General features: G+C 73.0%; 19 protein-coding genes. 8 read left to right on the forward strand and 11 right to left on the reverse strand.

What is annotated here, in order from left to right; all coding sequences use genetic code 11:
* Positions 1 to 35 precede the first annotated feature (35 nt).
* Complete coding sequence (locus LQ327_RS23450; protein ID WP_230738182.1) at positions 36 to 800, forward strand: hypothetical protein; 765 nt, start codon at positions 36 to 38, stop codon at positions 798 to 800.
* On the opposite strand, the gene LQ327_RS23455 is transcribed toward LQ327_RS23450, so the two are convergent.
* Positions 785 to 1648: a patatin-like phospholipase family protein gene (locus LQ327_RS23455; protein ID WP_230738183.1), complete on the reverse strand. Its 864-nt coding sequence runs from the start codon at positions 1646 to 1648 to the stop codon at positions 785 to 787. The genes LQ327_RS23450 and LQ327_RS23455 overlap by 16 nt on opposite strands.
* A gap of 92 nt (positions 1649 to 1740) precedes the next feature.
* On the opposite strand from LQ327_RS23455, the gene LQ327_RS23460 reads away from it, so the two are divergent.
* The 3 genes from LQ327_RS23460 to LQ327_RS23470 are packed head-to-tail and all read left to right on the forward strand — an operon-like array spanning position 1741 to position 3157.
* On the forward strand, positions 1741 to 2298 hold the full coding sequence (locus LQ327_RS23460; protein ID WP_230738184.1) for a TetR/AcrR family transcriptional regulator: 558 nt from the start codon (positions 1741 to 1743) through the stop codon (positions 2296 to 2298).
* A complete protein-coding gene (locus tag LQ327_RS23465) occupies positions 2295 to 2981 on the forward strand; it encodes a hypothetical protein (protein ID WP_230738185.1) in 687 nt (228 codons plus the stop codon). The genes LQ327_RS23460 and LQ327_RS23465 overlap by 4 nt, the downstream gene beginning before the upstream one ends.
* Positions 2978 to 3157: a hypothetical protein gene (locus tag LQ327_RS23470; RefSeq protein ID WP_230738186.1), complete on the forward strand. Its 180-nt coding sequence runs from the start codon at positions 2978 to 2980 to the stop codon at positions 3155 to 3157. The genes LQ327_RS23465 and LQ327_RS23470 overlap by 4 nt, the downstream gene beginning before the upstream one ends.
* Here the strand turns inward: LQ327_RS23470 and LQ327_RS23475 are convergent.
* The 6 genes from LQ327_RS23475 to LQ327_RS23500 form a co-directional block, all read right to left on the reverse strand.
* On the reverse strand, positions 3135 to 4454 hold the full coding sequence (locus LQ327_RS23475; protein ID WP_230738187.1) for an FAD-dependent oxidoreductase: 1320 nt from the start codon (positions 4452 to 4454) through the stop codon (positions 3135 to 3137). The two genes, LQ327_RS23470 and LQ327_RS23475, sit on opposite strands and share 23 nt — an antisense overlap.
* On the reverse strand, positions 4451 to 5011 hold the full coding sequence (locus tag LQ327_RS23480; RefSeq protein ID WP_230738188.1) for a PadR family transcriptional regulator: 561 nt from the start codon (positions 5009 to 5011) through the stop codon (positions 4451 to 4453). The genes LQ327_RS23475 and LQ327_RS23480 overlap by 4 nt, the downstream gene beginning before the upstream one ends.
* 130 nt (positions 5012 to 5141) lie before the next feature.
* Positions 5142 to 6569 (reverse strand): glycine--tRNA ligase, encoded by a 1428-nt coding sequence (locus tag LQ327_RS23485; protein ID WP_230738189.1) that lies wholly within the window; start codon positions 6567 to 6569, stop codon positions 5142 to 5144.
* An 85-nt stretch (positions 6570 to 6654) separates the two neighbouring features.
* Complete coding sequence (locus LQ327_RS23490; RefSeq protein WP_230738190.1) at positions 6655 to 8034, reverse strand: PepSY-associated TM helix domain-containing protein; 1380 nt, start codon at positions 8032 to 8034, stop codon at positions 6655 to 6657.
* Between the two features lie 49 nt (positions 8035 to 8083).
* On the reverse strand, positions 8084 to 8842 hold the full coding sequence (locus LQ327_RS23495; protein WP_230738191.1) for a DUF5134 domain-containing protein: 759 nt from the start codon (positions 8840 to 8842) through the stop codon (positions 8084 to 8086).
* Positions 8843 to 8974: 132 nt separating this feature from the next.
* A complete protein-coding gene (locus LQ327_RS23500) occupies positions 8975 to 9340 on the reverse strand; it encodes an antibiotic biosynthesis monooxygenase family protein (protein ID WP_230738192.1) in 366 nt (121 codons plus the stop codon).
* 145 nt (positions 9341 to 9485) lie between these two features.
* On the opposite strand from LQ327_RS23500, the gene LQ327_RS23505 reads away from it, so the two are divergent.
* From LQ327_RS23505 to LQ327_RS23515, 3 genes are read left to right on the forward strand one after another with little or no spacing between them, the layout of a single operon-like run.
* Positions 9486 to 9746, forward strand: coding sequence for a hypothetical protein (locus tag LQ327_RS23505; RefSeq protein WP_230738193.1), 261 nt, complete (start codon positions 9486 to 9488; stop codon positions 9744 to 9746).
* Complete coding sequence (locus tag LQ327_RS23510; RefSeq protein ID WP_230738194.1) at positions 9743 to 10132, forward strand: ArsR/SmtB family transcription factor; 390 nt, start codon at positions 9743 to 9745, stop codon at positions 10130 to 10132. Before LQ327_RS23505 ends, LQ327_RS23510 begins: the two co-directional genes overlap by 4 nt.
* Complete coding sequence (locus tag LQ327_RS23515) at positions 10129 to 10560, forward strand: Fur family transcriptional regulator (protein WP_308286361.1); 432 nt, start codon at positions 10129 to 10131, stop codon at positions 10558 to 10560. The genes LQ327_RS23510 and LQ327_RS23515 overlap by 4 nt, the downstream gene beginning before the upstream one ends.
* A gap of 169 nt (positions 10561 to 10729) precedes the next feature.
* Here LQ327_RS23515 and LQ327_RS23520 read toward each other — a convergent pair whose 3' ends face one another.
* From LQ327_RS23520 to recO, 4 genes are all read right to left on the reverse strand, one after another.
* Complete coding sequence (locus LQ327_RS23520) at positions 10730 to 12595, reverse strand: BCCT family transporter (protein ID WP_230738195.1); 1866 nt, start codon at positions 12593 to 12595, stop codon at positions 10730 to 10732.
* 99 nt (positions 12596 to 12694) lie between these two features.
* Positions 12695 to 13105, reverse strand: a complete 411-nt coding sequence (locus tag LQ327_RS23525) for a hypothetical protein (protein WP_230738196.1) — start codon at positions 13103 to 13105, stop codon at positions 12695 to 12697.
* On the reverse strand, positions 13102 to 13962 hold the full coding sequence (locus LQ327_RS23530; protein WP_230738250.1) for an isoprenyl transferase: 861 nt from the start codon (positions 13960 to 13962) through the stop codon (positions 13102 to 13104). The genes LQ327_RS23525 and LQ327_RS23530 overlap by 4 nt, the downstream gene beginning before the upstream one ends.
* Before the next feature lie 86 nt (positions 13963 to 14048).
* Positions 14049 to 14924, reverse strand: a complete 876-nt coding sequence (recO, locus tag LQ327_RS23535) for a DNA repair protein RecO (RefSeq protein WP_230738197.1) — start codon at positions 14922 to 14924, stop codon at positions 14049 to 14051.
* A gap of 128 nt (positions 14925 to 15052) precedes the next feature.
* Between recO and LQ327_RS23540 the strand changes: the two genes are divergently transcribed.
* Entirely contained in the window at positions 15053 to 15385 is a 333-nt protein-coding gene (locus LQ327_RS23540) for a DUF4190 domain-containing protein (protein ID WP_230738198.1), read from the forward strand.
* Positions 15386 to 15414: the final 29 nt, after the last annotated feature.

Consider the following 15414-nt stretch of genomic DNA (forward strand, 5'->3'; position numbering starts at 1 on the left):
CCGCCGACGCCCGTCGGCCCCTCACACTCGGGGCCATGGACGGTCGAGACGAGTCGACCCGGACGCCGGCGCGCATGTGGTTCGCGCTCCTGCGGCGGGTCGGACGAGGGCTCACGGGACGGCGTTTCTCGGTACGGGACGCCGCGTTCACGGTCGTGTCGCTGCACGGCCGTCCACAGGGCCCACGCTGGTCGCTGGGCCGGGCCCAGGACGTGCAGGTGGTGCTCAGCGACGTCATCACCCCGGAGCTCACCGCGCGGGAGCTGCTCGTCGAGTGCGACACGCTGGCCGTCGGGTCGACGGTCACGGCCACCGGCGTGACCATCACCGCGACGGTGGCGCCGGAGTCGCTGGGCGCCCTGGGCGAGCAGGACGGGCCGACGCCCGACATCAGCGTCGTGAACGGTGAGCTGCGCTCGCCGTGGCTCCCGGGCGTGGACGTGGTGATCGAGCTCGAGGTCACCGACGAGTGCATCCGTTTCGTCCCCGTCGCCCTGGTCACCCCGGTCGGCCGGTGGACCCAGACGTGGTGGATGCCGGCCGGGTCGGCGCCGTCGCCGGAGCTGCCGGGTGGGCTGCGCCTCGCCGAGATCGCGACCACCGACGACGCCGTCGTGCTGCAGGCCGTCATCGACGAGTGGTGCGCCCCGCTGCGTGACGGGTCACGGCTGCGCGAGGTGCTCGGCGCGCTCTCCAAGGACCGGGACGACGCACCCGTCGCGGACGTCCCCGAGCAGCGTCCCGGGGGTACCTCGACGGGTGACGGGAGCGGCTCCCGCCGGGCTCACCGGGCCGCGTAGCTCGTCGTCTGATCGGCCCACACGTCCCGGACCCGCCGGGCCGCGCGGGCGGCGAAGGCCTCCCCGGCGCGGGCGGCGTCGCCGCGCCGCCCGGGGTTCAGCGGCTCGGCGCCCGCGTCGTGCTGGTACGCGAGGTCGGGGCCGACCACGACGACGTGGCCGCCGGCGGCCGTCAGCGCCGCCACCTCGTCGTCGAGCGCGGTGGTGGCCGCGGTGGCCTCGGGCGAGATCGGGGCCACCACGACGACGGCGGCGTGGTCCCCGGCGAGATCCGCGTGCGCCACGCTCGCCGCGCCGCCGTCCATGTAGTGCCGACCACCGATGGTCACCGTCGGGTAGACGCCCGGGACGGCGCAGCTCGCCGCGACCGCGTCGACCAGGTCGATGCCCGAGGTGTGGTCGAACACGACGACCTCGCCGGAGTCGGCGTCGACCGCGGTGACCCGCAGACCGGTCGGCCACGACAGCCCGGCGAGCCGCGTGGCGATCACGGACCGCCGGGCCTCGGGGTCGCCGACCGACGCGGACCGGGCGACGCTCCCGACGCGGGCCCGGGCGTCCCGCGCGTCGGTGGCGCCGCGCGAGGCCCGGGCGAGCGCCTCGAGCAGGCCGTCCACGTCCACCATCGGGGACGACTCGTAGGACGCCGGCCGGAACTGGGCCCGGAACAGCTCCTCCGGCGCGACGCCGGCGGCCAGCTGCGTGGCCACCACCGAGCCCGCCGAGGTGCCGACGAACGTGTCGGCGGCCGTCAGGTCGATCCCGTGGGCCCAGAGTCCGCGCGCGACACCGGCCTCCCAGGCGATACCGGTGACGCCGCCGCCTCCGAGCACGACGGCGCGGGTCACGTGGACATCTTCCTCGACAAGCTGAGCACGGGTTCACCTTACGCGGTGGTCCCGTGATTGCGCCGCGGTGAACTCAGGTTCATCTTGTATCGGTGCGAGCCGACGCCCAGCGCAACCGCTCCCGGATCGTCGACGCGGCCCGGGACCTGGTGGCGCGCGACGGCGTCGAGGTCCGCATGGACGACCTCGCCGCGCAGGCCGGCGTGGCGGTCGGGACCCTCTACCGCCACTTCCCGACCAAGACCGCCCTCGTCGACGCCGTCGTGGAGGAGTCCGTCGCGCAGCTCGCGCATCTCGCCGGGCTCGCGCTGGAGCGCGCCCACGCGGGCGGGAGTGCGTGGGAGGAGCTCGAGGGGGTCTTCGCCGCGATCTCCGAGGGCTACAGCGCCCGCGCCGCCGTCGAGCGCACCGCCGAGCTGCTCGGTCTCGGCGACGAGTCGTCGGGCACCCCGGCGCCGGCCGCGGAGGCGCTGCGCTCCCTGCAGACCCTCGTGGGGATCAGCCAGGCGGCCGGCGAGATGCGCGACGACGTCACCCTCACCGACCTGTTGCTGCTGCTCGCGCGCGCTCCGGAGAAGGACGACGTCGCGCAGCGGTCCCGCTACATCGAGCTGGTCTCCGACGGCCTGCGCCCCCGGGCCGGGGCATGACGCCGAATGCCAGCGGCCGTCCCAACCGGGTCGCCCCCGACGGCTCCACCCACGCCGTCGCCGACCGCGGCCGTTACTGGGGCAACCGCGGCCGGCTGCTGAACGCGCGCGGCGAGGTGGCGCGCCACCACCTGGGCCGGAACTGGATCGTCTGCGTCCTCGAGTTCCACGGCAGGCACCGCACGCAGTGGACGCCGAACCGGCTCACCGAGCTCTACTTCCTCGACGAGCCGACGGCGTTCGCGGCCGGGCACCGGCCGTGCGGTGAGTGCCGCTACCACGACTACCAGCGCTTCACGCGCGCCTGGGCGCTGGCGCATCCCGACGACCCACGCGGCGCCCGCGAGATCGACCGCCGGCTGCACGCGGACCGGATCGACGTCGACGGTGTTCATCGCACGTTCTCCGCGGACCTGGCGGAGCTCCCGGACGGCGTGATGATCGCGTACGACGACGGGTTCTGGCTGGTCCTGGGTGCACACGTGCACCGCTGGTCGATGGCCGGGTACGACGCGTCACGGCCGCGCTCGGAGCTCCCCGACGTCGTCATCGTCCTCACCCCGCGGGCGACCGTGGCGACCCTGCGGGCCGGGTACGACCCCGATGTTCACCCCTCGGCGTCGGACCCGTCGAGGACTATCGTCGGTGGCTCGACACCGTCCAGCGAGGGGCAGGTCCCGTGAAGAAGCTCCTGGAGCTCCTGGTCTGCTTCCTGCACCCGATCGCGGTGATCCTGGTATGGCTCAACCTGATCGTCCGGCCCGAGCTCTCCGGCGGCCAGAAGGCCATCTGGGCGATCCTGTCGCTGATCCCGGTCGTGCCGTTCGTCTACGTGCTCACCGGCGGGGAGCTGTGGTGACGGCCTGCGGCCTGCTGTGTCGCCGGCGCAGGGCGCTGCGGGTCCGGAAGTAGCCGCGGCTGATCCGGCGGGCTACCGGGTTCGCCGTCGTGGCCTGCCGGGCGTTCCTGGTCGACTCGCGGACCGCGCCGTAGCCCCAGCCGCGCATGCGCTCCTCGTAGGCGGCGATCGCCGGGACGAGCGGGGCGCCGTCCCGGGCGGCGAGGAGCCGGTCGGCGAGCTCGGCCGCGTCGCGCAGGGCGCTGTTGGCGCCGAGCCCGCCGACGGGCGGCATGTTGTGGATCGCGTCGCCGAGCACAGTCACGGTGGCGCTCGGCCAGGGCTCGACGAGCGTGGACTGCCGGAACCGCATGACGGCGATGGACGCGGGATCGGTCTCGGTGATCATCCGGCGCAGGGCCGGGCTCCAGCCGCGGACCATGTCGAGGGCGCGGGCCTGCAGCGTCGGGCCGTCCTGGCCGTCGTCGGGCAGCGCGCGATGGTCGGCGATCACGCTCCACAGCACGTAGTCGTCGGTGTCGTCGAGCAGCGTGTCCGCGTCGAGACCGAGGCCGGCGAGCCCGACGCCGTCGGAGATCGCCGCGGTGAGCGCGTCGCGGCCGGGGAAGGCCGAGGTGAACATCGAGGCGCGGCCCGACGGCGGCATCACCAGCGTCATCCCCTCGGTGAGGGCCGCGGGCAGCCAGGCGCGGGTCTCGTCGTCGAGCGGGAGCCGGGCCGCGAACCCCCCGGCGTCGGAGGGGACCCGCTCGGCGTGGGGCAGGTACTGGCGCCGGACCGCCGAGTTCGCGCCGTCCGCGCCGACCAGGACGTCGCCGGTGGCCGTGCTGCCGTCGGTGAAGTGGGCGGTGACCGTCCCGTCGGGCTCCACCGAGTAGCGCTCGAACTCGGCGCCGTAGCGGATGTGGTCGTCCAGGCCGGCGAGCAGCAGCGTACGCAGCACCCGGCGGCTGACCCCGTACTGCCCGTCGGCCGGGTCGGTGGAGCCGCCGGTCATGTCGTCGCGCGTGATCGTGAAGAGCTCGCGCAGGTGCTCGGTGCGGAACGAGATGCCGCCCGGCGGCGTCGGGGAGGTGGCGGTGAACGCCTCCCACAGCCCTATCGGGAGACATCGGTGCAGGGCACGGGCGCCGTCGGGGTTGATGTTGAGGCGGTAGCCGTCGAGCCAGGCCGCGGCGTCCGGGTTGCGCTCGTGGATGCGGACGTCGACGCCGCCGGACGCGACGAGGGCCTGGCCGAGGGCGAGGCCCCCGATGCCGGCGCCGATGATCAGGACGCGCAGGGGTGAGTCGGTCATGACGGTGTCTCCTGGTCTCCGGTGAGCGCTCCCGGCAGCTCGGCGATGACGTGGTCGTGCCAGGCGATCTCCGACTCGAGGCGCATCAGGGTGTGCTGGAAGCTCAGCGGCTCGGTGCCGCTCAGGTGCGGGGCCGCCTCGGCGTGCAGGAGCCGCCAGGCGTCGAGCTGGGACTGCAGGGCCGCGCGACGGTGGGTGAATGCGCCGACGAGCGCGTCGACACCCAGCGCGGCGCTGTACTGCAGCGCGAGGTCGACGGGGTCGGGGCGCAGGTGGACCTCGCGCAGGGCGTCGCCGCGCAGGACGGCGAGCTCCTGCCGGCCGGTGTCGGTGATCGCGTAGACCGTGCGGGCCGGCATGTTGCCGGCCCGCTCGGTGCGGACCGCTTCGATGATCCCCTCGTCGGCCATCCGCCCGAGGGCCGCGTAGAGCGAGCCGACCTTGATGTCGGTCCAGAGCTCGGTGCGGTTGGTCTGCGCCTCCCGTCGGATCTGGTGGCCGTGCATGGGGCCGAGCTCCGCGAGAGCTCCGAGGATGTACAGCCGCACGCTGCTCATGAGGTACTCAAGCACGAGTACTCGCCCTAGTTCAAGAGTGAGTACTCATGTACGAGTAGGTGCGCTGCCGCGCTTGTGAGCACTAATTGACGCTATGGCGTCAGTTAGTGCTCACAAGGCCGAAGGCCACCTAGCAGCCGATGAGCCGAGCCGCCAGGTAGCTCTCGAGCTGGTCGAGCGCGACCCGCTCCTGCGTCATCTCGTCGCGGTGGCGCACCGTCGCGGCCTGGTCGTTGAGCGAGTCGAAGTCGACCGTCACGCAGAACGGCGTACCGATCTCGTCCTGGCGCCGGTACCGGCGACCGATGGCCCCGGCGTCGTCGAAGTCGACGTTCCAGTGCTGCCGCAGCGTCGCGGCGACGTCCCGCGCGACCGGCGACAGGTCCGAGTTCCTCGACAGCGGGAGCACAGCCGCCTTCACCGGCGAGAGCCGCGGGTCGAGCTTGAGCACGGTGCGCTTGTCGACCCCGCCCTTGGCGTTCGGCGCCTCGTCCTCGGTATAGGCCTCGAGCAGGAACGCCATCATCGGCCGCCCGACACCGGCCGCGGGCTCGATGACGTAGGGCTTGTAGCGGGAGTCGGTCGCCTGGTCGTAGTAGGACAGGTCGACACCCGAGTGGTTCGAGTGCGTCGTGAGGTCGAAGTCGGTGCGGTTCGCGATGCCCTCGAGCTCGCCCCACTCCTGGCCGGCGTTGAACTGGAACTTGTACTCCACGTCCACCGTGCGCTTGGAGTAGTGGGAGAGCTTCTCCTTCGGGTGCTCGTAGTGACGCAGGTTGTCCCGCGCGATCCCGAGCTCGGTGTACCAGCGGGTCCGCTCGTCGATCCAGTACTGGTGCCACTGCTCGTCGGAGCCGGGCTCGACGAAGTACTCCATCTCCATCTGCTCGAACTCACGCGTCCGGAAGATGAAGTTGCCGGGCGTGATCTCGTTGCGGAAGCTCTTGCCGATCTGGCCGATGCCGAACGGCGGCTTCTTCCGCGACGTCGACATGACGTTGGCGAAGTTCACGAAGATGCCCTGCGCGGTCTCGGGGCGCAGGTAGTGCAGTCCCTCCTCGGACTCGACCGGGCCGAGGTAGGTCTTGAGCATCATGTTGAACTCGCGCGGCGGGGTGTACTCGCCACGATTGCCGCAGTTCGGGCACGGCACCGTGGAGAGATCGTACCCCACGGCACCCGACTCGTCGGTGGTCTCCAGCGACGGGCCGCCGGTGCGCTCGGAGTACTCCTCGGCCAGCTGGTCCGCGCGGAAGCGGCGGTGGCAGTTGGTGCACTCGACGAGCGGGTCGGTGAACACGTCCACGTGCCCGGACGCAACCCACACCTGCCGCGGCAGGATCACGCTCGAGTCGAGCCCGACGACGTCGTCGCGACCGGTGACCATGAACCGCCACCACTGCCGCTTGATGTTGTCCTTGAGCTCGACGCCCAGCGGACCGTAGTCCCAGGCCGACCGGGTACCGCCGTAGATCTCCCCCGAGGGGAAGACGAACCCGCGGCGCTTGCACAGGTTCACCACGGTCTCGATACGGGCGCTTCCGGTGGGACTGGGCACTTCTGTCTCCCGACGGCGGGCCGCGCCGGCCCGCCGGACTCGCTGGTGCTTGGCCTACCCAGCGTAGCGACGGACGCAGCGGGGTTTACCCACCGGCCGCTGCTCCCCGGATCCGGGTGTCGAGCAGGGTCTCGGCGAGCAGGAAAACCACCAGGCTCGCGCCGAGCACCGGCAGCGCGATCCCGACGGCCACCGTCACCGCCGCGACACCGATGAGCCACCGACGCGGCAGCGCGCGCAGCGCCCCGCCGCGCGGCGCCGCCCCGGCGCGCTGCCCCGGACCGCGGCGCCACCACAGGACATGGCCCCAGACGACGATGCAGGCGAGCCCGGCCGCGAGCGCGGCGAGCAGGATCTGGTTGGCCAGGCCGAAGAGGGTCCCCATGTGGATGTCGATGCCCCAGCGGGCCAGCTTCGCCGGGAGCGGCCAGTCGGCGAACCGGACGGTGTCGGTGACCTGCCCGGTCGCGGCGTCGACGGCGATCGCGTCGAGACGCTGCGGGTAGGCCTTGCGGACCTGCGACACCGAGTACGCCTGCCCCGGCTTCTTGCCGGGGGTGATCTCGACGGGTCCGACGAGCCCGGTCCGGTCGGCGACGGCGGCCGCGGTCCCGAACCCCTCCGGGGTCCAGGCCGGGGTGCCGGGCGCGACGGCGGCGGGTGGCAGCTTCGTGCTCGGCGCCGGGGTGCTCCACGACAGCGCCGAGCGCAGCGCCGTGACGTTGTCGCCGGCGTAGGTCGACCACGTCAGGCCGGTCGCCGAGAGCACGAGCAGCCCGACCGCCGCCCACAGCCCGACGACGGCGTGCCACGACAGCAGTCGCGCCCGTCGCCCGCCCCGCACGCGCGGGACGAGCACCGCGCGCGCCCGCCGCCGGCGCCACGCCAGCCCGATCCACATCGCGAGCCCGCCGAGCACCATCACCCACAACCAGCTCGCCGCCAGTTCGGTGTAGAGCCGGCCGGGATCCCCGAGGTGGAGGTTGCGGTGGAGCTGGTCGATCCAGGCCTGCAGCGGCATCGCCTGTTGGCCGCCGTAGGTGTCGAGCACCCCGCGCAGCTCGCCGGTGTGGGGGTCGACGAACGCGGTGCGGTAGTTCGAGTCCGGGTACGACGGCGGGTCGAAGATCACCTGGGTGGAGTCGGTGGGGGTCGCGCCCGGTCGGACCGCCTTCAACGGCGCGCCCGCGGCGGCGCCCTCCCCGATCCGGATCTGATCGGCCAGCGGTACCTGGGCCGCGGACGCGGGCACGGTGAGCTCGTGGTCGTAGACCAGCGGCTGCAGCGTCGGCGTCAGCGTGTAGGCGAACCCGGTCAGGGCGGCCACCAGCAGGAACGGGCCGACGAGCAGCCCCGCCCAGAAGTGGATGCGCAGGATCAGCGGCCGCAGCAGATCCCAGGTGCCGGACTGCGGTGGAGACGGGGCGGCGGCCTGCGTGGTGCCGGGGCGGTCGTCCAGGGTCACGGGCGGCCTCTCGGGTCGAGGTCGGAGGTGAGGTGGTAGCGGGTGTCGCTCAGACCATCAGCAGGAGCATCGCGGCCATCGCCACGCTCATCCCGGCCTGCCCGATCAGCTGCGGGACGCCGTGCGCGAGGGCATGCACCGGCCGGGCCAGCGTGGCGAGGGAGCCGGTTGTCGGGGTCGGCGCCGCCGTCTCCGGGGCGCCCGTCGTCGCCCGCGCGCCCGTCGTCGGACAGGCGGGGTCACCCGTCGTCGGACAGGCGGTGTCACCCGCCGTCGCGACCCCGCCTCGACGACGGGCGATCACGACGACCGTCGCGACCGCATGCGCGAGCAGGTAGAGCGCGAGCACCGCCAGCACGGCCACGAGCGCCGGGGAGGGCCCGGACCGGGACATGTCCATCCCGGGCATGTCCCCCATCGAGCTGTCGCCGCCCGCGGGCATCATCGCCACGTACATGGCGGCCATCGCGGCGTTGACCAGCAGCAGGTGCGTCGGGTGGGCGGCACACCGGTCGAGGCCGACGGCCGGCCCGAGCGGTTCCTCACGCCACCGCAGCGTCACGAGCAGCGCCAGCCAGCCCGCTCCGGCGGCCCCGAAGATCCAGGCCCCGACGGCCGGCGGGACGACGGACATCGTCGCCGGCTCCGCCATGAGGATCATCGCGACGCTCATGACGACGTGGTTCGCCTCGGCCGCCGCGAGCCGCGGACCGTGCGAGGTGGACCGGACCGACAACGAGACGGCGCACAGCACCGTCGTGATCACGAAGACCGTGACCACGACCATCCCCGGCCATCCCGCCACCATGTCGGCACCTCTCTGCCACCGCGCGTTCCGATCACGTTACGGAGGGTGGACAGCTGGGCGGGAGAGGCCTGCGGTGTAGCTCATGCCCGGGAACTCAGGCGGGTCGTGCGACGACGGACGATCGGCCCGGGATCAGTCGAGGATGCTCGGGTGGTCGACGACGCCGTCCTCGGCCGGGGCCGGGCCGTCGTCGCCGGCGGGGCCGCTCGCGGAGAGCCGGCGCTCGAACGTGGCCGGCTCGTCGGTGCGGGCCGCGGCGAGGAACGGCACGACGTGCTCGCGGACGTCGAACGGCGAGAGCGCCCGCCGGTAGTCGGTCAGCGAGGCGAAGACCGCGACGAGCACCCACTCCCCCGGCGCCTCGACGGCCCGGCCGAACTCCACCCGCTCGCATCCGGGTTGCCGGGCGAGCAGGCCGACCGCGTGCCGGGCGCGGGCGAGGAAGTCCCCCTCGGGTTCGACGATCTCCTCGGGCCCGTAGCGGCAGACCAGCAGCACCGCCCGAGCTTATCGACACCGGGTGTCAGTACCGGCAGGAGGTGGAAGACTGGGGCCGGACGTTCGGACCAAGCTGAGGTGGGGGTGGACGACGGTGGCGACGCAAGGCGGCGGCGCAGGGGCGCGCCGGCGCGGACGCGGGGACATGCGGCGACCCCTGCTGCCCGGCTCCGGCCCGCTGGCCGGGACGCCGCCGGTGCTGGTGTTCCTGGTGGTCGCCGCGGTGTTCGCGGTCGCGGTCGTCGTCGGTGGGCTGATCGGCGCGCTGCTGCTGGCCCTGCTGGCCGCCGGGGTCGCGATCCTGCTCGCCACAACGTGGGCCCGGCTGTCGCCTCCGGAACGCCTCGCGCGCGGGTTCGTCCTGGCGGTGCTCGTGGCGGTGACGATCGGGGTGGCGCTGCGATGACCCCCGCCGAAGCGCTGCCGGCCGAGGCGCTCGCAGCCGAGGCGCCCGGGGACCTCCCGGCGGGCTCGACCCATGCCCCCGCGGACGCGCCGGCACCGCCCGAGGCCGACACGCTGACCGCCGCCGGGGAGCTGCTGCGCGCGCTCGCCGCCCCGGTGCGGATCGCCGTGGTGCTGCAGCTGCGGTCCTCGCCGCGCTGCGTGCACGAGCTGGTCGACGCGCTCGGCGTCACGCAGCCACTGATCAGCCAGCACCTGCGCGTGCTCAAGGCGGCCGGGGTGGTCCGGGGCGAACGGCGCGGCCGGGAGGTCGTCTACCGTCTCGTCGACGATCATCTCGCCCACATCGTGGTGGACGCCGTCGAGCACGCCGAGGAGGACGCGTGAGCGCCGATCCCGCGGACGGGACCACCGCCCGCCCCACCGTCGTGCCGGGCCAGCGCGCGACGCGCCAGCGCGCCGCGATCGGGGATCTGCTCGACCAGCTCGACGACTTCCGCTCCGCGCAGGACATCCACGAGGAGCTGCGCCGCCGCGGCGAGGGCATCGGCCTGACCACCGTGTACCGGACGCTGCAGGCGCTCGCCGAGGCCGGCGAGATCGACGTGCTGCGCACCGCGGCGGGCGAGGCGTCCTACCGGCGGTGCTCGGACACACACCATCACCACCTGGTGTGCCGGACCTGCGGGCGCACCGTGGAGGTCGAGGGGCCCGCCGTCGAGCACTGGGCGGAGAAGGTCGCGGCCGAGCACGGGTTCGCCGAGATCGATCACACCGTCGAGATCATCGGCGTCTGCGAGTCCTGCCGGTCCTGAGGTCACGCGTCGGGTCGGCTGGGCGTCGTCGGGTCGGCGGCGAGGGGCACGTGGCGCAGGTTCTCGGCGCTCCGAGGGTGCGCAGCGTGCTCCTGATCTTCGCTGGCGGCCGTCGCGGGTCGGCCGCCCGCCGTCGTCGTCGGGTCCGCTCGTCCGCACCGTCGGGCGATCAGTCCCGTTCCGCGCTCGGACGCCCCGCCGGCGCCGGGTCGGCGGCCGCGGCCGGTCCGGACTGGAGCGCGTCGTCGACCCCGTCCGCGTCGTCCCGCCCCGGCCCGTCGGTGAGCTCGTCGGGCTCGTCGGCGAACGGATCGACGCCGCGCCGGATGTCCGCGTAGGTGACCCGGTCCGGCGCCTCGCCGTTCGACCGCCAGGGTCCGTCCGCGTCGACCGGGAACGACTGCACGTGCAGGTAGAAGTCGTCGCCGTGCTTGTCGGTGCCGTAGTCGATGGCCTGCTCGATGACCTCGGTGCCCTTCTGCTCGCGCAGGACGACCGCGTCGTGGTTGAGGTCGCGGGTCAGCGCGACGCACAGCAGCACCATGATCACCACGAAGGGCGCGGCCACCAGGATCGTCAGGTTCTGCAGGCCGGAGAGCGCGTCCTCCCCGCCGACGAGCAGCATCACCATCGCGACGAGGCCCATGGTGGCGCCCCAGAAGATCACGACCCAGCGCTTCGGCTCGTCGCTGCCGTTCTGCGACAGGGTGCCCGTGACGATCGACGCCGCGTCGGCCCCGGACACGAAGAAGATCGCGACGAGCACCATGACCAGGATCCCGGTGAACGTCGCCGCCGGGTAGCCCTGCAGCACCGCGAACAGTTGGCTCTCGGTGCCTGCCCCGGCCGGGTTCAGGCCCTGTTGCTGCTGGGAGATGGCGGACCCGCCGAAGATCGCGAACCAGACCAGTGAGACCAGGCTCGGAACCAGGATCACGCCGCCGACGAACTGCCGGATGGTCCGGCCCCGGCTGATCTTGGCGAGGAACATCCCGACGAACGGCGTCCACGAGATCCACCAGGCCCAGTAGAAGACCGTCCACGAGGACAGCCAGTCGAGCATCGGCGCGCCGCCGGTGGCCTCGGTGCGGCCGACCATCTCGAAGAAGTCCGAGAAGTACGCGCCGATCGCGGTGGGCAGCAGGTCGAGGATGATCACCGTCGGGCCGACGACGAACACGAACAGCGCCAGCACCCCGGCGAGCACCATGTTGATGTTCGAGAGCCACTGGATGCCCTTGGCGACCCCGGACACCGCGGAGAGGACGAACGCCGCGGTGAGCACGATGATGATCGGGACGAGGACCTCGTTGCCCGCCCCGCGCAGGAAGCCGGTCGCGTCGAGCCCACCGCCGATCTGCAGGGCCCCGAGCCCGAGCGACGCCGCCGAGCCGAAGATCGTCGCGAAGATCGCGACGATGTCGATGACCTTGCCGAGCGCCCCGTTCGCGGCCCGCTCCCCGATCAGCGGGATGAACGCCTGGCTGATCAGCTGGCGGCGACCCTTGCGGAAGGTCGAGTAGGCGATCGCGAGCCCGACGACCGCGTAGATCGCCCACGGGTGCAGCGTCCAGTGGAAGAGCGAGGTCGCCATCGCGGTGCGCAGCGCCTCGACCTGGTCCCCGCCGGCGACCGACCCGGGCGGTGGGCTGGTGAAGAACGACAGCGGCTCGGCCACGCCGTAGAACATCAGCCCGATGCCCATGCCGGCCGAGAACATCATCGCGATCCAGGACACCGTCCGGAACTCCGGCTCCTCGCCCTCGCTGCCGAGCGTGATCCGCCCGAACCGCGAGAACGCCAGCCAGAGCGCGAACACCACGAACCCGGTGGCCGCGAGGATGAACATCCAGCCGCCGCCGCGGATGAGGCCGGACAGTGCCCCGGAGGTGACGCTCTTGAGCGTGCCGGTGCTGACGATCCCCCACAGCACGAAGACGACGGCGAGCACCGCCCCGACGCCGAAGACCACCTTGTCGACCGGCGCCCGGGCACGGTCCTGATCTCCGGACGGCGGCGATTCCTGCTGGGTCATGCGGGTGCGCCCGCCCGGGGGCGGGCGTCCTCCTCTCACGGCACGGCGTTGAGAGGACCTTACGGGATGAACAGGACGAACGTGATGATTCGGGAGATCCTAATCGGCGTCGACGAGGTCCGTGCGCACCTGGGAGGCGGTGGAGACGACCAGCATGAGCAGCGTCCCGAGCGGGTCGGTCGCCAGGCCCTCCGCGGGGAACGCGTAGCGCAGCGTGACGTCCCAGCCGGCGTCGGTGGCGACGGCGCCCAGGGTCCCGAACAGGCCCTGACCGGCCCGTTCGGCGACCTGGCGGGGCACGTCGTCGCCGGGGAGATCCCAGGCGACGACGCAGGTCAGCGACAGCACCGCCAGCCCCTCGACGAGCTCGATGCCCTGCACCGCGCACGGGACGTCGCCGTGCCGGAACGACAGCGCGCCGTCGTCGTCGACCCGGACGTCGACGAACTTCTCGAGCGACTCACGGGCGGTGATGAGCAGGGTCGCGGTGGTCGCGGCCTCGCGGCTCACGGGGTCTCCTCGGCGTGGTCGGGGTCGGTCTCGGCGTGCTCGGCGTCCGGGTCGGACCGGTCGGCGTCGGCGGATCCGCCGTCGTCGTCGGCGTCGCCGGGCTTGTCGGCGGCGCCACCGTAGCGGCGATCACGCGAGGCGTAGATCTCGCAGGCCTGCCAGAGGTGACGGCGGTCGAAATCCGGGAAGAGCGTGTCGAGGAAGACCATCTCGGCGTACGCGGACTGCCAGAGCAGGAAGTTCGAGGTCCGCTGCTCCCCCGAGCTGCGCACGAACAGGTCGACGTCGGGCATGTCGGGCTCGTCGAGGTGGCGGGCGATCGCGCGCTCGTCGATGCGGTCGGGGTCGATCTCACCGCGGGCGGCGCGGCGGGCGAGCTCCCGGGTGGCCTGCACGATCTCCGCGCGCCCGCCGTAGTTGACGCACATGGTGAGGGTGACGACGTCGTTGTCCCGCGTCATCTCCTCGGCGATCTCGAGCTCCTTGATGACGCTGCGCCACAGCCGCGGGCGCTGCCCCGACCAGCGCACCCGCACCCCCATCGCATGCATCTCCTCGCGGCGGCGGCGGATCACGTCGCGGTTGAAGCCGAGCAGGAAGCGGACCTCCTCGGGGCTGCGGCGCCAGTTCTCGGTGGAGAACGCGTACGCGCTGATCCACTTGACGCCGAGGTCGATGCACCCGCGGACCACGTCGAGCAGCTGGCCCTCGCCCTGCCGGTGGCCCTCGATGCGGGGCAGTCCGCGCTGGTTGGCCCACCGCCCGTTGCCGTCCATCACGAGCGCGACGTGGTTCGGGACGAGCTCGGGCGGGATGGGCGGAGCGGTCGCGCCGGAGGGGTGCGGGGTCGGGGCCATCACCGTCGGGTCGTCGCGGCCGCGGAGGGGGCGGCCCGAGCGTGGTGCGCCGTTGCTGCTGCGGTCGGCGCGCTGACGGAGGGGGCTCACGGGGCGACTCCGGCGTCGTCGGGTTCAGGTTCGTCGGCGCCTTCCGAGCGAAGGGGCCCTTCGCTCGATACCGGGACGCCGTCCTCGAGATCCACCCGCGGCACCCCGCGGCGCTCGACCAGCGGCAACGACCGCAGCCGCCGCTCCAGGTGCCACTGCAGGTGCGCGGCGACGAGGCCGGCGGCGTCCCGCCGCGCGTCGGGGGGACTGTCCTCGGCGACCTCCCAGTCGCCGTCACGCAGCGCCTCGAGCAGCCGCCACGTCCACCACGACGGGACGACGGCGCCGCCGGGCCGGCACCCGTCGCACACCGCCCCGCCCGCCGTCACCGCGAACCGGTGGTGGAAGCCGTGGGTGCCCTCGGGCGCGTCCAGCGGCGTCTCGGGCTCGGTCCCGCAGCGGGCGCACTCGGTGATCGCCGGCGCGTACCCGGCGATGACCATGGCGCGCAGCAGGTAGGCGTCGAGCACCAGATGCGGGTCCCGACGACCGGCCGCGAGACCCCGCAATGCGCCCACCAGCAGCAGGAACAGCTCCCGCGCCGGCTCGCCCTCCTCCGGGGTGAGCCGGTCGGCGGTCTCGAGCAACGCGCACCCGGCGGTGTAGCGCGGGTAGTCGACGACGAGGTCGCCGCCGAACGCGTCGATCGTCTGGACCTGGGTGACGATGTCGAGGCTGCGCCCGGTGTGCAGTTGGAGATCCACGTGGCCGAACGGCTCGAGTCGCGCGCCGAACTTGGACGTCGTGCGCCGGATGCCCTTGGCGGTGGCGCGAACCTTGCCGTGCCGGTGGGTCAGGAGGGTGACGATGCGGTCCGCCTCGCCGAGCTTCTGGCATCGCAGCACCACTCCGGTGTCGCGGTAGAAGCTCACGCGCCCATCCTGGCACTCCACGCCACCTCCGACCCGACGGCGGCGTCGTCACCTGTTCAGCTCATCGTCAGGGCATCGTCACCCGGCTAGCGTCACTCTCAGTCACATCGAACCGAGAGGAACCGGTCATGACCACTCCGCAGCAGCAGCCCACCGGCCCCGACGCTCCGTACGCCGCCACGCCCATGGCCCAGCCCGGGTACGGCCCGCCGGGGTACGCGCCCGCGCCGCGCTGGAACGTCCTGTCGATCGTCGCGCTGATCTCGGCGTTCTTCATCCCGCTGCTCGCCGTCGTGCTCGGCTGGGTGTCGGTCCGGCAGATCGCGCGCACCGGCGAGCAGGGCAAGCCGCTCGCGATCATCGCGCTGGTGCTCGGCGGGCTCGGGTGCCTCGCCTGGATCGCGTTCTGGGTGGCGATCATCGCCGGCGGCGGGAGCTTCTCGTACAGCTACTCGGCGTAGGTGCGCTCCGCGCTCGTGAGCACGAGCGA

Source organism: Actinomycetospora endophytica (assembly GCF_021026375.1).
Taxonomy (GTDB): Bacteria; Actinomycetota; Actinomycetes; order Mycobacteriales; family Pseudonocardiaceae; genus Actinomycetospora; species Actinomycetospora endophytica.

Excerpts from the sequence above, each read along its gene's own strand:
- LQ327_RS23450 (WP_230738182.1), top strand. The coding sequence starts at position 36 with ATGGACGGTCGAGACGAGTCGACCCGGACGCCGGCGCGCATGTGGTTC.
- LQ327_RS23465 (WP_230738185.1), top strand. The coding sequence starts at position 2,295 with ATGACGCCGAATGCCAGCGGCCGTCCCAACCGGGTCGCCCCCGACGGC.
- LQ327_RS23475 (WP_230738187.1), bottom strand. The coding sequence starts at position 4,454 with ATGACCGACTCACCCCTGCGCGTCCTGATCATCGGCGCCGGCATCGGG.
- LQ327_RS23480 (WP_230738188.1), bottom strand. The coding sequence starts at position 5,011 with ATGAGCAGCGTGCGGCTGTACATCCTCGGAGCTCTCGCGGAGCTCGGC.
- LQ327_RS23495 (WP_230738191.1), bottom strand. The coding sequence starts at position 8,842 with ATGGTGGCGGGATGGCCGGGGATGGTCGTGGTCACGGTCTTCGTGATC.
- LQ327_RS23505 (WP_230738193.1), top strand. The coding sequence starts at position 9,486 with ATGCGGCGACCCCTGCTGCCCGGCTCCGGCCCGCTGGCCGGGACGCCG.
- LQ327_RS23510 (WP_230738194.1), top strand. The coding sequence starts at position 9,743 with ATGACCCCCGCCGAAGCGCTGCCGGCCGAGGCGCTCGCAGCCGAGGCG.
- LQ327_RS23520 (WP_230738195.1), bottom strand. The coding sequence starts at position 12,595 with ATGACCCAGCAGGAATCGCCGCCGTCCGGAGATCAGGACCGTGCCCGG.
- LQ327_RS23530 (WP_230738250.1), bottom strand. The coding sequence starts at position 13,962 with ATGGCCCCGACCCCGCACCCCTCCGGCGCGACCGCTCCGCCCATCCCG.
- LQ327_RS23540 (WP_230738198.1), top strand. The coding sequence starts at position 15,053 with ATGACCACTCCGCAGCAGCAGCCCACCGGCCCCGACGCTCCGTACGCC.